19 protein-coding genes are annotated in these 18,719 nt (G+C 45.3%); 4 read left to right on the top strand and 15 right to left on the bottom strand.

The features are described from left to right. Positions 1–25: 25 nt before the first annotated feature. The 5 genes from HPY27_RS05850 to HPY27_RS05870 form a co-directional block, all read right to left on the bottom strand. Positions 26–1,444, bottom strand: coding sequence for an MBL fold metallo-hydrolase (locus tag HPY27_RS05850; protein ID WP_174224555.1), 1,419 nt, complete (start codon positions 1,442–1,444; stop codon positions 26–28). A 26-nt stretch (positions 1,445–1,470) separates the two neighbouring features. Then, positions 1,471–2,046: a DUF1641 domain-containing protein gene (locus tag HPY27_RS05855; protein WP_174224556.1), complete on the bottom strand. Its 576-nt coding sequence runs from the start codon at positions 2,044–2,046 to the stop codon at positions 1,471–1,473. Between the two features lie 34 nt (positions 2,047–2,080). Continuing rightward, entirely contained in the window at positions 2,081–3,280 is a 1,200-nt protein-coding gene (locus tag HPY27_RS05860) for an FAD/NAD(P)-binding oxidoreductase (protein ID WP_174224876.1), read from the bottom strand. Between the two features lie 132 nt (positions 3,281–3,412). Continuing rightward, complete coding sequence (locus HPY27_RS05865; RefSeq protein WP_017248503.1) at positions 3,413–4,057, bottom strand: response regulator; 645 nt, start codon at positions 4,055–4,057, stop codon at positions 3,413–3,415. After that, complete coding sequence (locus HPY27_RS05870) at positions 4,035–5,126, bottom strand: PAS domain-containing sensor histidine kinase (RefSeq protein ID WP_173621824.1); 1,092 nt, start codon at positions 5,124–5,126, stop codon at positions 4,035–4,037. Before HPY27_RS05870 ends, HPY27_RS05865 begins: the two co-directional genes overlap by 23 nt. Positions 5,127–5,417: 291 nt before the next feature. Here HPY27_RS05870 and HPY27_RS05875 point away from each other — a divergent pair, with 291 nt between their 5' ends. Beyond that, entirely contained in the window at positions 5,418–6,635 is a 1,218-nt protein-coding gene (locus HPY27_RS05875; protein WP_174224557.1) for an MFS transporter, read from the top strand. A gap of 24 nt (positions 6,636–6,659) precedes the next feature. On the opposite strand, the gene HPY27_RS05880 is transcribed toward HPY27_RS05875, so the two are convergent. The 4 genes from HPY27_RS05880 to HPY27_RS05895 all read right to left on the bottom strand — a co-directional run bounded on the left by HPY27_RS05880 (position 6,660) and on the right by HPY27_RS05895 (position 10,813). Further along, a complete protein-coding gene (locus HPY27_RS05880; RefSeq protein ID WP_174224877.1) occupies positions 6,660–7,292 on the bottom strand; it encodes a YczE/YyaS/YitT family protein in 633 nt (210 codons plus the stop codon). A 107-nt stretch (positions 7,293–7,399) separates the two neighbouring features. Next, entirely contained in the window at positions 7,400–9,220 is a 1,821-nt protein-coding gene (locus HPY27_RS05885) for a PAS domain S-box protein (protein ID WP_174224558.1), read from the bottom strand. Positions 9,221–9,453: 233 nt separating this feature from the next. Beyond that, positions 9,454–10,023, bottom strand: a complete 570-nt coding sequence (locus tag HPY27_RS05890; protein WP_174224559.1) for a cupin domain-containing protein — start codon at positions 10,021–10,023, stop codon at positions 9,454–9,456. Positions 10,024–10,126: 103 nt separating this feature from the next. Then, positions 10,127–10,813 (bottom strand): MOSC domain-containing protein, encoded by a 687-nt coding sequence (locus HPY27_RS05895; RefSeq protein ID WP_174224560.1) that lies wholly within the window; start codon positions 10,811–10,813, stop codon positions 10,127–10,129. A gap of 126 nt (positions 10,814–10,939) precedes the next feature. Here HPY27_RS05895 and HPY27_RS05900 point away from each other — a divergent pair, with 126 nt between their 5' ends. Continuing rightward, the gene (locus HPY27_RS05900; protein WP_174224561.1) at positions 10,940–11,836 is read left to right on the top strand and encodes a LysR family transcriptional regulator; all 897 of its coding nucleotides are present in this window, start codon (positions 10,940–10,942) and stop codon (positions 11,834–11,836) included. Between the two features lie 88 nt (positions 11,837–11,924). Here HPY27_RS05900 and HPY27_RS05905 read toward each other — a convergent pair whose 3' ends face one another. From HPY27_RS05905 to HPY27_RS05920, 4 genes are all read right to left on the bottom strand, one after another. Beyond that, positions 11,925–12,539 (bottom strand): MarR family winged helix-turn-helix transcriptional regulator, encoded by a 615-nt coding sequence (locus tag HPY27_RS05905; RefSeq protein ID WP_174224562.1) that lies wholly within the window; start codon positions 12,537–12,539, stop codon positions 11,925–11,927. A 110-nt stretch (positions 12,540–12,649) separates the two neighbouring features. Continuing rightward, positions 12,650–12,889: a glutaredoxin family protein gene (locus HPY27_RS05910; protein WP_017248494.1), complete on the bottom strand. Its 240-nt coding sequence runs from the start codon at positions 12,887–12,889 to the stop codon at positions 12,650–12,652. A 207-nt stretch (positions 12,890–13,096) separates the two neighbouring features. Beyond that, complete coding sequence (locus tag HPY27_RS05915) at positions 13,097–14,461, bottom strand: sensor histidine kinase (protein WP_174224563.1); 1,365 nt, start codon at positions 14,459–14,461, stop codon at positions 13,097–13,099. Positions 14,462–14,472: 11 nt separating this feature from the next. Further along, complete coding sequence (locus tag HPY27_RS05920) at positions 14,473–15,159, bottom strand: response regulator transcription factor (RefSeq protein WP_064199512.1); 687 nt, start codon at positions 15,157–15,159, stop codon at positions 14,473–14,475. Between the two features lie 147 nt (positions 15,160–15,306). On the opposite strand from HPY27_RS05920, the gene HPY27_RS05925 reads away from it, so the two are divergent. Beyond that, positions 15,307–15,981, top strand: coding sequence for a C40 family peptidase (locus HPY27_RS05925; RefSeq protein WP_017248491.1), 675 nt, complete (start codon positions 15,307–15,309; stop codon positions 15,979–15,981). Between the two features lie 127 nt (positions 15,982–16,108). Here the strand turns inward: HPY27_RS05925 and HPY27_RS05930 are convergent, their stop codons facing one another. Then, positions 16,109–16,957, bottom strand: coding sequence for a M15 family metallopeptidase (locus tag HPY27_RS05930; RefSeq protein ID WP_173621819.1), 849 nt, complete (start codon positions 16,955–16,957; stop codon positions 16,109–16,111). Between the two features lie 197 nt (positions 16,958–17,154). Between HPY27_RS05930 and HPY27_RS05935 the strand changes: the two genes are divergently transcribed. Next, on the top strand, positions 17,155–17,817 hold the full coding sequence (locus tag HPY27_RS05935) for an S-layer homology domain-containing protein (protein ID WP_174224564.1): 663 nt from the start codon (positions 17,155–17,157) through the stop codon (positions 17,815–17,817). Positions 17,818–17,869: 52 nt separating this feature from the next. Here the strand turns inward: HPY27_RS05935 and HPY27_RS05940 are convergent, their stop codons facing one another. Continuing rightward, on the bottom strand, positions 17,870–18,706 hold the full coding sequence (locus HPY27_RS05940) for a M55 family metallopeptidase (protein WP_017248488.1): 837 nt from the start codon (positions 18,704–18,706) through the stop codon (positions 17,870–17,872). Positions 18,707–18,719: the final 13 nt, after the last annotated feature.

Below are 18,719 nucleotides of genomic sequence, written 5' to 3' on the forward strand. Positions count from 1 at the left end.
ACCCTTTGCAATACCTCGCTTCGTTTTATCCTCGTTCTACGATTGCCAAGCCGTCTATTTGCCATTTCAAGATTCCGCCGCTCAAATTCATGACATCCTTGAATCCGTTTGCTTTTAGAATGCTTGCGGCAATAGCGGATCGGGCACCGGAACGGCACTGTACGAGAAGCGGCTTATCGAGAGGAATCTCATCCAGCCGCTTGGCGAGCGTACCGAGCATGATGTGCTGTGCATCCGGAATGTGTCCTTCCTTCCACTCAGCCAGATTCCGTACATCTACTACGTGTACTTCTCCCTTTTCCACCCGTTCTGCAATCTCCAACGGTGTTACCTCTTCGATTGTCTCGAGCGAAGACACTTCCCTTTCCATTAACTTGCCACTGTCGATAAAGCCTGTGACATAATCAATCCCTACGGCATGCAAGGCCTGCAAAATCCCGTCCAGATCATCTGGGGTGGCCATGAAGTGAACCGGGCGATCGTAATCGACAATCCAGCCCGCCCAGTTGGCAAATGACTTGTTAAAAGGAATGTGAAGTGTTCCCGCCAGATGCCCCTTCGCAAATTTCTGGAAAGGACGCGTATCAATAATCTGTCCGTTTTCCAGCGATTCCTTTACCTGTTCAAACGAGTTGAACTCTTGAACAACAGGGAGTTCCTTAAGCAAGGCAGGGCCTTCCTTATTCACGCGTTTCATCACTGCAAAATACGTTGGTGGCTCTGGTTGTCCATCCAGGAGTACCTTGACGAATTCCTCTTCACTGGCGTGTGACAGCGCCCAGTTGAACAGCTTTTCATAACCAACGGTAGAAGACGGCACGGCCCCCAGTGCTTTGCCGCAAGCACTTCCTGCGCCATGAGCTGGCCATACCTGCATATAATCCGGCAGTTGCTTGAATTTTTGGAGGGACTGGAACATGGCTCTTGCACCTGACTCGGACGTACCCTCCATTCCCGCCGCTTTTTCGAGCAAGTCCGGTCTTCCGATATCGCCGACAAAGACGAAATCTCCCGTGAAGATTCCGATTGGGCGATCTGCATTCCCTCCGAGGTCTGTCAAAAGGAAGGAGATACTTTCAGGTGTATGACCAGGGGTATGCATGACTTCAAATAGCAAGTTCCCGATAAAAAAGCGATCTCCATCGTGTACAAGCTGATGGTTCAAACCATCCAAGTATTGATACTTCCAATCTTCATCACCCTCATTGGATAAAAACAGCTTCGCCTGATAAGCTGCGCCCAGTTCCCTGGCACCAGAAACAAAATCAGCGTGAATGTGGGTTTCCGTGGCGGCTACAATGGAAACCCCCTCTGCTTTTGCGACTTGAAAATAAGGAGCCAGATTGCGGGCGGGATCGATCACAATCGCCTCTCCAGTTTTTTGGCAGCCGATCAGATAAGATGCATGGGCCAGTTTCTCATCATAAAAGTAACGTAACAACATCGTGCATTCCTCCTTTTACACCTCTATTATTTGTTTGATTTTTCCGCGAGTACTTCGAGCAGCGATTGGGTAAAGCGAAGTGTCTTTTGGACGGTCGGATCCTTCATGAGCTTGTAAAGCGTGAACACGGAAACGGGTTCGCTATTACGTTCGGCTCTTCCTTTTGCTTCTTGGAAGACAGCCATTCCATGCTCCACTTTCGCGGACACAGGAGCCATGTACGTTTTCATACCGTTGAGCAAATATTGCTGCGATTGCTTATCCTTTCCGAGACTTTCCAAAAAATCAGCAGCTTGTTCGAGAACGCTGACATACTTAACGAGCTTTGGCATCTTATCAAGCAAAGTAAACAGGGCGTCTATCGATTCTTTTTGCACAAAGAAACGGGACAGTTGACCATCTACTCGCTCGAACAAATACCGTATTGATTCCTGATCGCGCAAGATCGATGTGGCTACTTCAAGTCCCTCTTCGGCTGCCAGGATCGTATCTTTTATCTTCGGGAGCTTTCGGATCAATATAGTGATCGCTTCCTGAACTTCTGGATCAGATAAATCCTCTAAAAACATGTCAGAGCTTCTCTGTTCCTTCCTGTCATTCAAAATGTTGCTCTCCCCCTCTCTTTCAAAGACTGTCTTACATCAAGCCTTTTAGCATGCCATTCCAATACAGGATGGGAAGCAGCTCTCTTTTCATCAGGTACATACTGAATCTCTCTTCAGATTGGTCAAAAGGAAAGGTTTCACACGGCATGAGGTTGTAATCAAACTCAGCCAGCACCAGTTTGTTGTACCCCGTTACGAGTGGGCAGGATGTATAACCGTCGTACTTGGCAGTCAATGGATTACCATTGATCAGTGCGAGCAGGTTTTTCTCGACGACTGGCGCCTGTTTGCGAATAGCAGCTCCGGTTTTAGACGTGGGAAGATTCGCGCAATCGCCTATGCCGAAAATAGTAGGGAATCTTTTGTGCGCAAGCGTAAATGGATCGACATCGACCCAGCCTCCTGCGTCTGCCAATGCGCTGTTTGCAATGAAATCAGGTGCTTTCATGGGAGGGGTCACATGAAGCATGTCATACTTCCATACGTGCTGCTCTTTGGTGTCCAGATTCTCGAATACGGCTTCTTTGGTATCCGCCCGCACTTCCATTAGGTTATGCTTGTATCTGGTTTCGATGTTCTTGCGACGAATGACGTCATTGAGGGTATTTGCATACGTGGGAACGTCAAAAATGCTTCCCTTCGCCGATGCAAAAATGATTTCTGACTGGTTGCGAACATGTAACTTGCGAAAGTAATCATCGGCCAGATACATGATTTTCTGAGGGGCTCCTCCGCACTTTACGGGTGAGTTCGGATGCGTAAAAATGGCAGTGCCGCCTTTAAAACTCCGGATAGCTTCCCATGTACTTTCTACTGTTTGGTAAGCGTAGTTGCTGCAAACGCCGTTCTTGCCTACGGCATCTTTCAGGCCCTTTACCCCCTCCCACTCTATTTGCAGACCAGCAGCTACAACGAGATAGTCATAGGAGAGGATGGTTCCCTGTTTCGTATGAAGCGTGTGTTGTTCCGGTTGAAACATGGTGACCGCATCGCAAATCCAGTCGACGCCTGCGGGAATCAGAGAGGAAAGTTCACGCTCGGATTCCTCCTTTTTCGCAGCACCCCCTCCGACTAATGTCCACAATGGCTGATAATAATGCTTGGACGCGGGGTCGATGATGGCGACTTGTCCCTTGAGCCTTTTGGAAGCCCGGACAATACGAGCAGCAACAGAGATACCGGCTGAGCCTGCTCCCACGATGACAACCGCATAATGAACTTGTTTTGCCATAGTTCCTCCTTCGACGACGATATCGTTTTCAAACGTGCGATGATGGTTCATGAGGTGTAGTCTCTCTATTCAGTTTATTCCTCTGTTATTTTTTCCATATAGGGGAAGTCCCCTACTTTTTGATCTATGCGATCAAAATGCCAGATCGAGATATCTATTTTTTATGGCGTATTGGATCAATTGATGCTTGGAATCCAGTCCTAGTTTCTGCATGATATTCGTTTTGTGGTTCTCCACGGTTTTGACACTGATTAACAGCTTGTCTGCCATTTCCTTATTGGTATAGCCAAGCACTATGAGTCTGACAAGCTCCTTTTCACGTAGCGTTAAAACAGAAGGCATCGTCTTAGCATCCGATTTCAGCCATAGATGGATGATCTCTTGCGATACGGAAGTCTTGTAAAAGCGCTTTCCTTTGTAGACCTCCACAATGGCTTGAAACAGCAGCTCACCATGGCTGTTTTTTAAAATGTACCCATGGGCTCCTACGGTAATAGCCTTCTGGACAAAAATCTCCTCGTCATGCATGGTCAATATGACGATTTTCACGAAAGGATTCGACTTGCGAATCTCATTACTTGCTGAAAACCCATCCAGCCCATTCGGCAATGACAAATCCATCAGCACCACATCGGGTTCCAACTGATTGGCTTTAAGGATGGCATCGTTCCCTGTATGACTCTCTCCGACAATTTTAATTTGAGAGTAACTTTCGAGAAGCACACGCAATCCCTTCCGAATCATCGTGTGATCATCAACCAAAAGCACTCGTATCACTCTGCTCTCCCTCCTTACCCACTACCGTTACCTTGATCGATGTACCTTCGTGGAGCACGGAGTGAATCTGAAGAGTCCCCTCCATGTGATCCACCCGTTCTTCCATATGTTTCAGACCCAGACCAACCTGCACCTGATCGCGAACAAATCCGATTCCGTTGTCCTGAATTAGTAAAGTCAGTTGGTCGTCTTCCTTGTACAAGATGACTTCAATGAGTGTCGCCTTCGCGTATTTCAGTGCATTATGTAAGGCTTCTTGGATCACACGGTACAAATTGATTTCCAAGATTGGCTGAAAATGATCGCTAACCTTGCTGTAGGAAAAGGTAATGGAAACATCCTGATGTGTTTTGTTCAAGCTAGAAACAAGATGCCGTACTGTAGGAATCAGCCCCAATTGATCGAGACTATGCGGACGCAGCTGTAGAGAATAGAGCTTGACGTCTTGTATCGCTTTTTCCAGCTCATTCACGATCTCTTGCATGAATTCCCGGAAATGCCCTTCCTTGTTGAGGCGCGCTTGAATCGCCTGAATGCCTACCGAAACGGAATACAAGGATTGTCCTACGCCGTCGTGCAGCTCCTGGGCCAAGCGCTTATGTTCGTTTTCCTGGGCTTCTAGCGTTTTTTGCAGCACCTGCTTGGAGATTCTGACCTCCTCTTCTTTTTTCTTGACCGTCATATCTTTCAAGACTAAAAGGACATCCTGCATGTTATGTTCACCATTTTCATAGATGACCGCCGTGCTCATTTCCATGTCGACGTACCGCCCTTCATACGTGGGCATCGCAGAAAGAAAATAGGGAACCTCCCGTTTGGCGAGCAAATAACATCGTTCTTCTCCCGGTTCCAGCTCTCTGTTTTGGCAGTAGGAGCAGAATGGCACCTTTTCTCCTCGTTTCCAACCGGTCATTTTCTCTGCGGATGGATTCATCACCATAATTTTTCGTTCCTGATCCATGAGAATTATCCCGTCCTGCAAGTGGTCGAAGATTTGCTTCAGATAACCGTTATCCATCGCCTTCCCTTCATCGCCAGAGCGTTCAGAATAAGTCGGACTTTGATCCATTATTGGTCCTCCAAGCTACAAGTTTTGTTTTTATCCAATCGTAAGAGACAGAGGGAGTGTTTCAAATAGGTACCTTCCCCTATCTTATTGGGTTTCTGACATAATGCGAATGCCGGATGGATGATCAAAGGTTCTCCTGATAACGAATAAAGCGGTAATTCCTTCTTGCAGGAATTGCCGCTTTTTAAATATATGCGTAAAAAGAATACCTTGACTTAACTATATGGAACAGGTAATCTTTACCCGCACCACAAACGGGATTTCATAATGCAGAAAGGTTGTATTGACTTCATGGCGTTATCTCACACTACTACCAAGAAACAGGTCAACAAGGAAAAGTCTTCTATCTCTTTGCTCTCTCTTACCGTAGGCTCATTTGCCATTGGGATGACGGAATTTGTCATTATGGGTCTGCTGCCGAATGTTGCAGCGGATTTGGATGTTAGTATCTCATCTGCGGGTCAACTCATTACCATGTATGCGCTAGGGGTAGCCATCGGTGCACCGATACTGACAGTCCTCACTCACCGAATTCCCCAAAAGAAGTTACTCTGTCTACTCATGGTTCTGTTTATTCTCGGGAACGGAATCTCTGTTTTTGCTCCCAACTACGCCTTATTGATGGGAGCACGCCTGATCACCGCTTTGACACACGGGACATTCTTTGGAGTTGGGGCTGTTGTAGCCTCCAGTCTTGTAAGTCCTGACAAACGTGCCGCAGCCGTTTCCATTATGATGGCAGGTCTGACGATCGCCAATATTATTGGTGTGCCTCTGGGGACTTTTATCGGTCAACATATGGGGTGGCGAGCTTCATTTGGCTCTATTGCGATCATGGGAGTCATAGCACTGATCGGAATACTCGTTTTCGTCCCAAAAATGCGACAAGAAAACACCGGGAGTATCACTGGGCAAATTACCGCTCTTCTCAAGCCCAAGCTCCTTCTGTACCTCCTTATTGGAGCACTAGGCAACGCAGGTCTATTCACCGTGTTTACGTATATTACGCCACTGCTGACGCAAATCACCGGTTTTGCTGAGTATCATGTAACGTGGATTCTTGTCCTCTTCGGCTTTGGAGTGACCATCGGAAATATCGTGGGCGGAAAGCTTGCGGATTGGAAGCTGATGCCTTCCATACTCGGTCTTTACTTTACGATATGCATCATTCTCACGCTGTTTACGTTTACCGTATATAGTCCAATTGCTGCCGTATTGACCATTTTTCTATGGGGAGCTGCTTCTTTCGCTGTATTTCCAGGGCTGCAAGTACGTGTGATGAACCTCGCTCAGAATGCACCAGCGCTTGCTTCTACCTCCAGTCATTCTGCCGGAAATCTAGGCAATGCAGCTGGTGCTTTCATTGGCGGATGGGTTATTACTCATCTGGATATAACCGCCCTCCCGTGGGTCGGTGCTGTGCTCGTATCACTGGGTTTGATTTTAGGAATCGCTTCTTATATAGCTGAACGCAAGCTGCAACAAAGTGAAAAAGGGTACTCCATTTGAGCACCCTTTTTCTTTTTCTCTGGACTAAGCCGTTCCGTACGGTTTTGCCAGGATTCGCTCCCACATCGGAATAAACTGCTTGATCAGTGGTCCGATCGCAAGGGCCGTCACAAAGGTTCCCACCGAAACGGGCCCACCAAGCAACAAGCCCAACACCATGACCGTGCACTCTATACCGATCCTGACTTTACCGACGCCCCATCCCATTCGCTCATGTAGAGCTAACATAAAACTGTCACGTGGACCGGCTCCCAATCGCGGTGAAATATACATGCCCGTGCCGATCGTATAGATGAGCAGACCAACAGCAAACAAAATGGCTCGTTCTATAACGGTCTCTCCTGTAGGAATCCAGTTCAGCCACATAAATAAGTCAATAAACAGCCCGAAGAAAAACATGTTTAAAAACATACCCACGTTAGGCCGGATCTTGCCAATGATGTAGGAAGCGAGAATGATCATGGCTCCCACGATTTGCGACCATATGCCGATGGTCAGTCCAAATGTCTTCTGTAATCCGATATGCAGTGTATCCCACGGTGCAACACCTAAATGAGCCTCAATCGTCATGCCAATACCAAACGCCATGACCGCAAGTCCGATCATAAACACACTGTATCGAACGGCAAGCGGATGAAGTAGTAGCTTCCTCCACATCATTTTCTCCCCCTCTAAAAATTCTGGATTTTTCAGCACACGTAGGTGGGGATTTGGTGAATGTTACCTTATTGGCAACGATTAAATTATTCACTAGGATCACCTTCCTATTTCGAAATGGGCAACATGATTTCCACGATGGTACCCTTGTTGATCTCACTTGAGATGGTGATGGTGCCTTTATGATCTTTCATTATTTTATTGCTGACAAGTAAACCTAAGCCTGTTCCTTTCTCTTTCGTGGTATAAAAAGGTTCACCGAGTCTAGGTAGCAATTCTTGGGAAATGCCACATCCATTGTCGGTAAAGCGAATCAGCACGTGGGTTTCATGTAGGCATGTGGTTTCTATGCTGATTTCGCCATTCGCCGTGATCGCATCCAGAGAATTCTTCAAAATATTGATAAAGACTTGTTTTACTAGATTTTCCTCTCCATTAATCGCTATCGGAATATGGCTGAATATGGTGTTGATCGTAATGTTGGTTAGATTCGCTTCTGATTCGAGAAACTTTACCACACTTTCAATGAGAGGATGTAAAAGAATCCGTTTCACATTCAGAGTTTGCGGTTTAGCCAATACAAGCAGCTCACTCACGATAAAGTTGATGCGATCTAGCTCGGCCAACATAATGTCTGTATAAATGACGCCATCTGATAGTGTTGGACGCAAGTACTGAATAAAGCCTTTTAATGACGTAAGCGGATTTCTTATTTCGTGCGCGATACTTGCAGCCAATTCACCAATTACGGACAGCTTTTCTGTTCTCCTGAGAAGTTCTTCATTTTGCTTCCTCTCCGTAATATCACGTGTAACGTTGATGAAATATTGTCTTTCACTATCCGAACTGAAAAAAGGCATTCCTTTTGATTCGAGGTAGATCCATTTCTCGTTTTCCAGTTTGTATCGATACTCACATGTAATAGGTATATGGAATTGAAGCATAGTGGAAAATCGCTCACAAACGAGTGATGCATCTTCTGGATGTATGTTTCCAATGATAATTTGGCTCGTCCCTAATTTCTTCAGATGTGAAGGTGAACTATACAATACGTGACCATTCTTATCAATCACGGAGATGAAGTCTGCTGTGTGTTCGGCAATGAATCGATACTGTTCCTCGCTCTTGCGCAAAGCTTCTTCAGACTGTTTTCGCTCCGTGATATTGCGTGAAACGAATAAAAAGCTATCGACCTCTTTGTTCTCAGACATGATCGGAACACAACGCGACTCCCAGTACACCCACGATCCATTTTTATGGCGTATTCTGATCTCCATTTGTACATTTTGGGGATTCGAGGAGAGTAAGTAACGCAGGTCTTGCACGATTTTCACATCATCGGGGTGAATGAGATCAAAACTATTCGTTTGCAGAAATTCATCCGGTGTGTATCCCAAATGGTGCTCGATAGAAGGAGATACAAAAAGATTATTCATGTGTACATCATGTTGACAAATCACATCGCTTGTATTTTCTACGAGGATACGGTACTTTGCCTCGCTTGTCACGAGAGCCTCTTCCGCCATTTTGCGGTCCGTAATATCCCTTGCGATGACGGAAGTGCCTACGATCGTTCCTTCTCGATCTCTTATAGGGGAAGCTGTTAGACCAACCTGCACGATCTGGCCATTTTTTCGTTGACGCACGGTCTCATAGCCCGTAATATTTTTTCCTTCATATTTAACCTCGTGGAAAATTTCCTTTGTTTCGTTAATGAGATCTTCAGGTACAAGACAGTACGGGTCATTCAAGAGGTCTTGATATGTCCAGCCATAGATTTTTTCAAAAGCACTATTCACAAAAAGTATACTACCCTGCATATCCCTAATTGAAATCGCGTCCGTAGTCGTTTCAACAAGTGACTGAAGCAGCTCTTTCATATTGAACTGTTCTTGTCTAAGGTCGATTCGCTGAGTTTCTTTATCCATATGTTTATACCTTCCTTAAACGAAGATTGTGAATAATGATAATATTCTATGCTTGTTGAAAATATCCTTGAGAAAATATCTATGCCACTAAAAAAAATACCGCCCCTTAAAAAGGAACGGCATCGATCATGATACCCGGTTAACCTTTCTTAGGTATCAAACAGAAAAACCACCTGACCAATCCTAGAGGTGGTTTCTGTGATGTCTGGTACCATTTCCTATCGACTCGATTCTTATTCAGGGCTTTGCTCAGAAGCCATGGCACTGGCTTTCGTCTCATGAACGGTGCCAAATGGATGATGAGGTGGTGCGTAGATGGAATATACTTTAAGCGGCGTATTACCCGTATTGATAACATTGTGCCATGTACCCGCAGGGATCATGATGGCATCGTTATCGTTGACTCTTTGTTCAAAATCTAAATGATCTTTGCGATCCCCCATCCGAACAAGTCCCTGACCTTCTTCCACTCGGATGAATTGATCCGTATTCGGATGATTTTCTAAACCAATGTCGTCTCCAACATTTATACTCATCAGCGTCACCTGCAAGTGCTTCCCTGTCCATAATGCCGTACGGAATGCGTTGTTTTGCTTTGTGGCTTGCTCAATATTCACGACAAACGGCTTTGGTCCATAATCTCTTAATTCGATGGTACGCTGATAAGGATTTCGGCTTCTATTCCAATTTGCATGGTTCCCATTGTAATAATGAGGACTCCATCCATAGTGAAAATGGTTGTTATTCCAGCTGGCAAGCATGGGATAGTGCCATTGATAGTAATAGTAAGAGTTGTTGTACATCTCCATCCCCTCTTCAGTGTATAGGATTTACCCTTTAGCCTATGTGGCTACCTGATGATAGGTAACTATCCTGAAGAGCAATTTCAGATGGTTCTTACTTCGTCTATTGCGATTGGTTGCCGGTCAGCCTTTCACGGGTATCAATTTCCACGCCAGATAATCGTTTGGTAAAGGTCGCTCGCCAATTTGTGGACAGTTCCTCTACTTCCAACAGCTTTTTCATGCCAGCGATATTGTCTTTCTCTTGATGCATGATTCGGTTTGCGTACGACACCGTTATTGCCTTTGGATGGCGAGAGAGCCTTGTCAAAACATCTGAATGAGATACCAGCCCTTCTTTCAACACGCGAAAATAGAAGCCGGTATAGCCTGTCTCTTGTACCTTTAGCAGCATGTCAGGTACGCCGTATCGTACAGACAATTTGTAACAGGGTTGCCTCGGTTGACTAACTTGTACGACCGCTTCCCCTAGCTGAAAGGTATCACCGATACAAACATCCGTTTCTACTAACCCACGGATCGTCAGATTTTCTCCGAATGCACCGATTGCCAACTCTCTTTGTAATTCAGCCTCCCAAAATGGGTAGTGCTCATACGGATAGACGCATACAGCCTTTTCCTTCCCTCCATGGTGGACAAGATCTGCCTGCCCATCTCCCTCCAAGTTCAAAAAGGATAAATAAAGAGCTTTTGTGGTCGGGGCTTTGTAAATGCCGGTAGAAACCTCTTTGTTTTGATACTGTACCTGTTTGGGTTTCCCTACATTTATGGAAAGGATTTCGATATTCACAAGAGATCACCTCATTCTTTCATGGAATATGCATTGTGCCCTACATCCATATAAATTGATAATGATTTGTTCTATAATGATAGGAAAATCCTATTATTAGGTCATAAATCGCTGGAGGGATGGTCGTTGGAGCTCAAGCAATTAGAATACTTTATGGCACTGTGCCAGGAGTTGAACTTTACTCGCGCAGCCGAGAAATTGGGCATTGCGCAGCCTTCACTCAGTCAGCAAATCCGTTTGCTTGAGCATGAAATCGGCATGCCCTTATTTGATCGTGTAGGCAAACGAACGGTTATGACGGAAGCAGGCAAAACATTGCTTCACCATAGCTATAACGTGTTTCATGAGTTGTCACAGGCACGTGCAGCCATTAGTGAGCTGCAAGGCTTAAGCAGAGGCGCTTTAAAAATTGGCGTACTGCTGACAGTTGTCAATTACTTGCTCCCGCCTACTGTTATCGAGTTTCACCAGCGTTATCCAAAGGTTGAATTGTCTATTTTCGGGTTAAGAACAGGTGATATTTATGAAGGACTTTTGAAAAACGAACTCGATCTCGGCATTGTTTTTTTGCCGATGGAACATGACGATCTGGAAACCATTCCACTCTTTACAGAAAATCTGGCCCTAGCAGTACCAGTGGATCATCCAATCGCGAAGGAACCATTTGTTTCGCTTGCGCTATTAAAAGAAACCTCCTCCATTTTATTGCCCAACACGTACTTTTTGCGTCAGTTGATTGATGAAAAGTGCCAGGAGCTGGGCTTCTCGCCACAGCCTGTTTTAGAGATGACCACAATGGAATCGATTACGAATATGGTCGGACAAGGTGTCGGTGTCACAGTACTTTCAAAAGGCTACCTCGACTATCTCGATGATAAACGGATTCGCACAATTCCGATCCAACAGCCCACTATCACGGCACAAATCGGTATCGTTTACCGGAAAAACAAGTATTTGTGTGCAGCAAGCCGCGTTTTTATGGAGCACTTGATTGCCACAGTAAAGCGTGATGATGTTCGCTGATGCGGAGGTCAAGATCAGTTTATGACGGGGCAAATCATTGTTCAATAGCATAGTTGTTATCATTACAATAGGTATTGCCTATCATTATTTAGTTGTTCCCAGAGGAAATATGCTCGGGGCATTCTTTCAAGGATGCTTCGTGTGTGAGGTACTTTTCCATGAACGAGCAATAATGGGGTGTAGTGGAATCGCCTGTATTCGGCCGAAAATGAATGCACCCTAGACAGGGCTCTGCTACAACGAGATGGCCACGTCTTTGCATTGCTGTTATCACGGAGCCGAGCCCGTTCTCAAAATCTTCCAGTATCTCATCTGGAATAGAATGAAGGGCTTCCTCCAGTGTATACCCCCATTTTTCAAGGCTTGATGCAGCTTCTTCCCCTTTTGCAGTCAGTTGAAGCAAGGTCACTCGACGATCTTCTTTTTTAGGTACTTTCGTCATGTGTCCTTTTGTTACGAGCCCATTGATGATCTTAACAGCTGTCACATGCGTCGTTCCGATTGCTTTAGCAAAGTTACCAATGGAAGCCACGTCGCTTCTCGTATACAAAGTGAACAGTAACGCCTGAATTTGTACGGGTGACAATCCCTGTTCATCACTCTCTGCCTGGGTCACCTTTTTTATCGCCTGGGACATACGAAATAGCGCCATCATGATACGGGCTGAGCGATTTTCCTTACGTTGTTGGGGATCAAACATCATGAGCTTACCTTACCTTCCATGTTCCATTCTTCTATCCATTGTAAATGGAAACATGGTCGTGTAAAAGCAGAGGAAAAAGGAGGCGCCTCAAAAGCACCTCCTTTTCTCATTTAGCCGTTTTTCACATCTTCCAAGCTTGCCCCAAAGTTAATGTGGTAGACGTTTCCGCCAATCACGAGAGCAGGTACTGATTGAATACCAGCCTTCTCTGCTTCTTCAAGGCGATTCCGCTCTGTACCAAGGTGAACAATTTCGAGATCGATCTTTGATTGATCCAGGTAATCAAGGACGACTTGCTCTGCATCTACACATACTGGGCAACCTGCATGATAAAAAATGGCTTTCAACATTTGGAATCAGCTCCTATTGATTTTATGTAGCATTGCTACGTAATTTATTATAGGAGCGACCTTCTTTCGGAACAATTACAAATTCCCTATGATTATCATAGGGAATCACGATAAGAAACGAAGGCTCTGGAATACACGCACGCCCGATCTGACCTGTTTCTAGGAAAATGCAAACGAACAGAGCCCCATCGGTATTCATTCCTGTCGTTAGTCCATTCCTGCTTTTTTCAACAAAACATGAACAATCAAGCCTCTTTCCGCGGAAGGAGCAATAGTGATGCTTCCCTCGTGATCTGCGACAATCGCTTGGGCGATGGCCAGACCGATCCCGCTACCTCCCCTTTTTCGTGTACGGGATTTGTCCACACGATAAAATCGCTTAAAAAGGTGGGGAATCTCTTTTGCTTGAATACCGATCCCTGTATCCTCTACCACAATGTGCACGGCCTCTTCGTCCCCATATGCTCGTACCTTCACTTGACCTTCATCTGTGTATTTCCGTGCATTGTCCAAAAGGATGTCCAATAGCTGTCGAATCCGCTCCCGATCCATCAAAAGGACAAGAGCTTCTTCCCATTCAAAAAGCAGCTTAATTTGTGGAGGGAAAATGGGTACCCACGCTTGCTTTACTTCAAGTAACAGAGGGGTCAATGGCTGCACGATTTTCGTTGAGCCTACTTGTGAGGTATGCTGCAATTTGGCTAGCGCCAACAGGTCATCAATGAGTTTGAAAAGTCGTTTACACTCTTGTTGAACAGCAGCGAGTGCTTCGTCCCTTACTTCTGGCTTGTGCTGCCCCCATCTTTGCAGAAGACTTACATACCCTTCAATAATGGAGAGCGGTGTACGCAACTCGTGAGATGCATCTGTGACGAATCGCTGCTGATAGACCATTGCTTCTTCCATACGATCTAACAACAGATTAAAGGCATGAATTAGCTCGTAGATTTCAGTCTCTACGTGATGATGGTGAATTCGTTGGGAGAGACGTTGAGGGAAAATGGAATGGATTTGCTGGATCAGATGATCGAGAGGCTTAAGTCCCCAGTTACTCAACCAATAGCCTCCAATCCCCGAAAGTAGCAAGGTAAAAAAGGAAGAGAGGAAAAGAATCGTGAGCAAGATGGAAAAATACCATTCCAGCGCTTCTGTCGTAGTAGAAATTTGCACAAACAAAAGCTCCGATGTAAACGGCAGCTGCACAGGTTCTTTTGCGACCAATGTCCTTTCATAATAGTCTTCCGGCTCTTTTGTCCAATTGGCTCCCTGTATCGAAGCGATTTCCTTGCCGTTTTGGTCGCTGATGTTTATGAATTGATTGACGTCAGCGTAATTCGTTAACAAACGCGTCAAATAGGTAATGGTCAGCGATGCTTCTTCGGTGATTTCTGTTTTCAAATCGGCTGCAATGGCCGTTGCCTTTTGATTGAGCAATTTTTGCTCATGTTGATGGACGAGATTAGAGGTGCTGAAAAAAATAAATATAGACAAAAAGAGAAGCAAGACCAGCATCCCGGAGCTAAAAAACAGCGTGAGTCTCCATTTGAGTGAGTATCTGCGATGTGTAAGCACTGCGTTCTCCTTTAATCTCGTAGTGTGTATCCAATTCCTCGCACGGTATGAATCAGTTTGACGGATGGATCACTTTCAATCTTGTTCCGTAAATACCGGATATACACATCCACGATGTTGGTATTCCCCATAAAGTCAAAACCCCAAACGGCTGTGAGAATTTGCTCTCGCGAGACCGCTTGCTCCTTGTTTTGAACCAGATAATAAAGCAAATCGAATTCGCGCGGTGTCAACATGATTTCCTCTTCATCGAGGAACACTCGCCGCGCGTTGGGCTGGATACGCAATCGGCCAACCACTATCTCCTGGTTCGCTTTTGATTCCCGCTGACGCAATAAGACCCGAATCCGGGCGAACAACTCCTCGATTGCAAACGGCTTTGCCAGGTAGTCGTTTGCTCCACTGTCTAATCCCGTCACGATATCCGGAACCTCTCCACGAGCCGTGATCATGATAATAGGGACATCTTTGGTTTCCCGAATTCGTCGGCATAATTCTATCCCCGATAATTCGGGCAGCATGACATCCAGGAGGATGAGGTCGTACTCAATCGTTAGTGCCTTTTCTAATCCAGAAAGCCCATCGTATTCAATATCCGTCGAAAACCCTTCATTCTCCAACTCCAACTGTAAGTATCTTGCTAAGTTATGCTCATCTTCCACGAGTAGCAAATAGCCTTTTCCATCTGGTGTAGGCATGTATATCATCTCCGTTTGAATATCTTACCAACAGTTTTCTCAGGAAACTCTCATGAAATTCTACCGGGAATCTTAGTTTTGTTCTGTACGATAAGAGCGTGGATGAGAAACACACAACAAGATCAACCATTCAGAAGGGGGAACATCATGACAAAGCGAAACTGGAAAGGTACAACTACTACGGTCGTAGCTATTCTAATGGGGACTTCTCTTCTCATGAACGGACAAGCCTACGCGGCTTCTGAGACAAGTCTCACCTCCACAACTACACAAAATCTGGATCAACAGTCAGTTGACGATCAGAACAATCAACAGGCTGAAAATGTGCAATTTGATCAAATGGTGCAAGATGGTACGAATATCGACCTGACAGCCAATGAGGAAAGTACTACTGTTAGTAATCAGAATAAACAGTCAGATAGTAACACTGCTTCCTCTTCCGACATTGCCGATCAGGTCATTTCAGAAGGATTGAAGTATAAAGGCGTACCTTATAAATTTGGTTCGAGCAAAAAAACAACACGTACATTTGATTGCTCTTCCTTTACACAGCGAGTGTTTAAAGAGGTCGGAGTAAGTCTGCCGCGAGACTCACGTCAACAGTCCAAAGTCGGTCAAAAAGTCTCGAAGAATCAGCTGCAAAAAGGAGACCTCGTTTTCTTCCGCAGCTACGGTAGCTCTTCTTCTCGCATTACCCATGTTGCTATCTACGCTGGAGACAATAAGCTGCTGCATACGTATGGTAAGCCGGGAGTTACGACAACCAAATTCAAAGGGACTTCCTGGGAAAAACGCTTTGAGCTTGGAAGACGTGTGATTTAATCATCTTCTGGGGCGCAACAAAAAAAGGCTGCTGAGCACTTCAGCAGTCTTTTTTCATCATCTTCTTAAAACTAACGCTTGATTCCCTCGCCGTGACGAAGGAAGTGGGAGTAAAAGAATGAGCAAACTACAAGAACTCTGTTACAATGACACCACCCTGATTGTCGCCAGAAAGCACATACTTCCCATTGGTAGGCACTTGAATCATGATACTAGTCGCCACTGGATAATAATAAATTTTGTAGTCACCACCATTTATCGTCCCTGACACTTCCTTGGCCTCCCGCAAGCTATTCACGTACTCCTCCAAAGATAATTGACGCTCTTGCATAATGGCGCTGTGCGGCAAACCTACAAATCGGTAATGCATAGGATTGTAAGGAACACCAGTAATTGTGACCTTTTCCTTCGGATAGCGCAGAATGAACCCGTATTTCCATGCGTTTTCTTGTAGCCACTTCCCTTCTGGGGATTGGTCGATTTTCATTTGTGTGGATGTAACGTCCAAGGCTGTACCCAGATGATGTTCGTGAAAACAATCTGACAATGCATCGTGGGCATGTCCCTTCTCTTCAGCCAGTTTTCCCGGTTTTCCCAAGCTTCGATAGCCGCTTTTGATCATAAAATGCTTTACATTGTCACTGCTTGCTGCATGGACCATCTCGTTGAACGCCTCCGCTGCGTTCTCAGACAATTCAATGGAATTGTCTTGCAAGCGATAGCCCTCCACTAAATATTTGTGCGAAGACAGAGGGATCACATCGGATGGCACCGCCTCTGAATGGATCGGATTGTTCTTGTTGACCAGTAACAGATCGCCCTGATAAATCTGGTCTTGTTCAACGCGAATCTCTTTGTATTTCGGGAAAGCTGTAGCATCCGGCTCTGTTTGCCATACGTCCTCTACAAGAGAGTGCAAAAATGGATAACCCAGTAGCAATAAAAGGATACTTAGTAAGAGAAATTGCTTTTTCATTTCCTTTTCCTCCATGGTTCAAACACTATTCTTTTTCAATATGATGATAATAGGCAATGATAAATGAAATCGTGGGCAAAAAATAAAATTTTCCTTAAATCATTTTGTTGTAAAAGGAGTGCGAAAGAAAACTGAAACGTTGTCAATTATTCCTCGTCAAATGGAGTGAAACTTCAAAAATTGACGAGGTGACTACCATGAATGTCAGACAAAATATGATGTCTCTTTCTATCATTGCTTTGTTAACTGTGTCTTTCGCCCAACCAAGCTTAGCTGCAATGACTCCTTTTACGGATCTTGCCCACTCGGGAGCGAAAGATAAAATTCTTGCCTTACAGCAACAAGGTGTGATAAAAGGCGTAGATGATAGCAAATTTGCCCCTAACGAAACGATAACGGCTGCTCAAGGTGTTCAACTGATTGTAAATGCCTTTGATTTGAGTCTGGCAGCGATCCGTTTTGTAAAGGCGCCACAAGCCACTGACTTTTTTTCCAAAGCAGATAACAATGCTTGGTATGCAGAGAGTCTGATCATAGCGGCTGCGAACGGATTGGAGTTACCAGCTGATCTCGATCCGAATGCAGAATGGACGAAAGAGCAGTTCATTCACCAGCTAATGAGAGTCATGGAGACCAAGGGTAATCTGCCCATGATCAAACTAGTACCGGTAGAAATCCAAGATAATCATGAACTCACCGTAGATTACCAAGGCTCCATTCAACGAGCTTTGGCAAGAGATATTATCGAATTGGATAAGGAAAACAAGCTTCATCCGCAAAAGCACATCACGCGTGAAGAGGCAGCCGAAATGATATATAATGCCCTTGCGTATTTGAAAAGCCATAAGCCTCTGAACTAAAACGAAAAAAATGCAGCGATCCTCGTGATGAGGAGCTGCATTTTTGGTTTACTTAACCAGTAATCATCCGATTCACTTGCCCCGTTACCAATAGCATCGCTTGCAAAACGGGCATCATGCTAACAAGATCAGGCGAATGGAAGCGTACCGTCCGTCCTTCGATGAGTTCAATTCCTGGCATCCAGCTGACTGCTGTGGCAAATTGTGATTTCGTAAACTCTACTTCTATCGTATTCTCTACTCTTTGCTCGAGCGGTTTCACTGTACTGCGATGGAGCAATGCTTCCTTTGCTTGCTGACGGATCAACTCTCTCGCACGAACGGGATGCATCGCTTGCGACGAGAGTCCCGTTATTCCTGTCTTCACAGCGACTGTAAAGACTCCAGGGATGTCTTCTTCGACCTCTTTGGATGTTTGGGAATCTCCGGTAACGAGTACGACAGGAACACCAAAGGCTCCCGCGATTGCTGCATTTAAACCTGCTTCGCCCACTTCTTTGCCATTTAAGATAAGCCGATGGATAGCGAGCCCAGACAACGTATGATTGAGTACCGCATCTCCTGTACCCGCTTTTCCATGATAACCGATGAAAAATGCGGCATCGCAGCTACTGTCGATCCCCTGCATCATACAGAGAGGCTTGAAAAAACCACGGATGACATCTGCCTGTGGGTGCAATTCTTCCAGAATGATATTGTTCATCGGTCCATGAGATTCATTGACGATAATTTGGGTAGCTCCTGCTTCCAGTGCACCCTCAATTGCCGCATTAACATCTTGGGTCAGAAGTCTTCTCCCCGCTTCGTAATGTCTGCGTCCGGGGATAACATCCTCCCATTCGCTTAGTCCAGAGATCCCTTCCATGTCCAACGAAATAAACACCTTCATGAGAAACTACCTC

It is taken from the genome of Brevibacillus sp. HB1.1 (assembly GCF_013332445.1).
GTDB lineage: Bacteria > Bacillota > Bacilli > Brevibacillales > Brevibacillaceae > Brevibacillus > Brevibacillus porteri.

What these genes read in the sequence shown, in the direction of transcription:
- HPY27_RS05850 (WP_174224555.1), bottom strand. Translation starts at nt 1,444, where the DNA reads ATGTTGTTACGTTACTTTTATGATGAGAAACTGGCCCATGCATCTTAT.
- HPY27_RS05860 (WP_174224876.1), bottom strand. Translation starts at nt 3,280, where the DNA reads ATGGCAAAACAAGTTCATTATGCGGTTGTCATCGTGGGAGCAGGCTCA.
- HPY27_RS05870 (WP_173621824.1), bottom strand. Translation starts at nt 5,126, where the DNA reads ATGGATCAAAGTCCGACTTATTCTGAACGCTCTGGCGATGAAGGGAAG.
- HPY27_RS05875 (WP_174224557.1), top strand. Translation starts at nt 5,418, where the DNA reads ATGGCGTTATCTCACACTACTACCAAGAAACAGGTCAACAAGGAAAAG.
- HPY27_RS05880 (WP_174224877.1), bottom strand. Translation starts at nt 7,292, where the DNA reads ATGTGGAGGAAGCTACTACTTCATCCGCTTGCCGTTCGATACAGTGTG.
- HPY27_RS05885 (WP_174224558.1), bottom strand. Translation starts at nt 9,220, where the DNA reads ATGGATAAAGAAACTCAGCGAATCGACCTTAGACAAGAACAGTTCAAT.
- HPY27_RS05890 (WP_174224559.1), bottom strand. Translation starts at nt 10,023, where the DNA reads ATGTACAACAACTCTTACTATTACTATCAATGGCACTATCCCATGCTT.
- HPY27_RS05905 (WP_174224562.1), bottom strand. Translation starts at nt 12,539, where the DNA reads ATGATGTTTGATCCCCAACAACGTAAGGAAAATCGCTCAGCCCGTATC.
- HPY27_RS05910 (WP_017248494.1), bottom strand. Translation starts at nt 12,889, where the DNA reads ATGTTGAAAGCCATTTTTTATCATGCAGGTTGCCCAGTATGTGTAGAT.
- HPY27_RS05920 (WP_064199512.1), bottom strand. Translation starts at nt 15,159, where the DNA reads ATGCCTACACCAGATGGAAAAGGCTATTTGCTACTCGTGGAAGATGAG.
- HPY27_RS05925 (WP_017248491.1), top strand. Translation starts at nt 15,307, where the DNA reads ATGACAAAGCGAAACTGGAAAGGTACAACTACTACGGTCGTAGCTATT.
- HPY27_RS05930 (WP_173621819.1), bottom strand. Translation starts at nt 16,957, where the DNA reads ATGAAAAAGCAATTTCTCTTACTAAGTATCCTTTTATTGCTACTGGGT.
- HPY27_RS05935 (WP_174224564.1), top strand. Translation starts at nt 17,155, where the DNA reads ATGAATGTCAGACAAAATATGATGTCTCTTTCTATCATTGCTTTGTTA.
- HPY27_RS05940 (WP_017248488.1), bottom strand. Translation starts at nt 18,706, where the DNA reads ATGAAGGTGTTTATTTCGTTGGACATGGAAGGGATCTCTGGACTAAGC.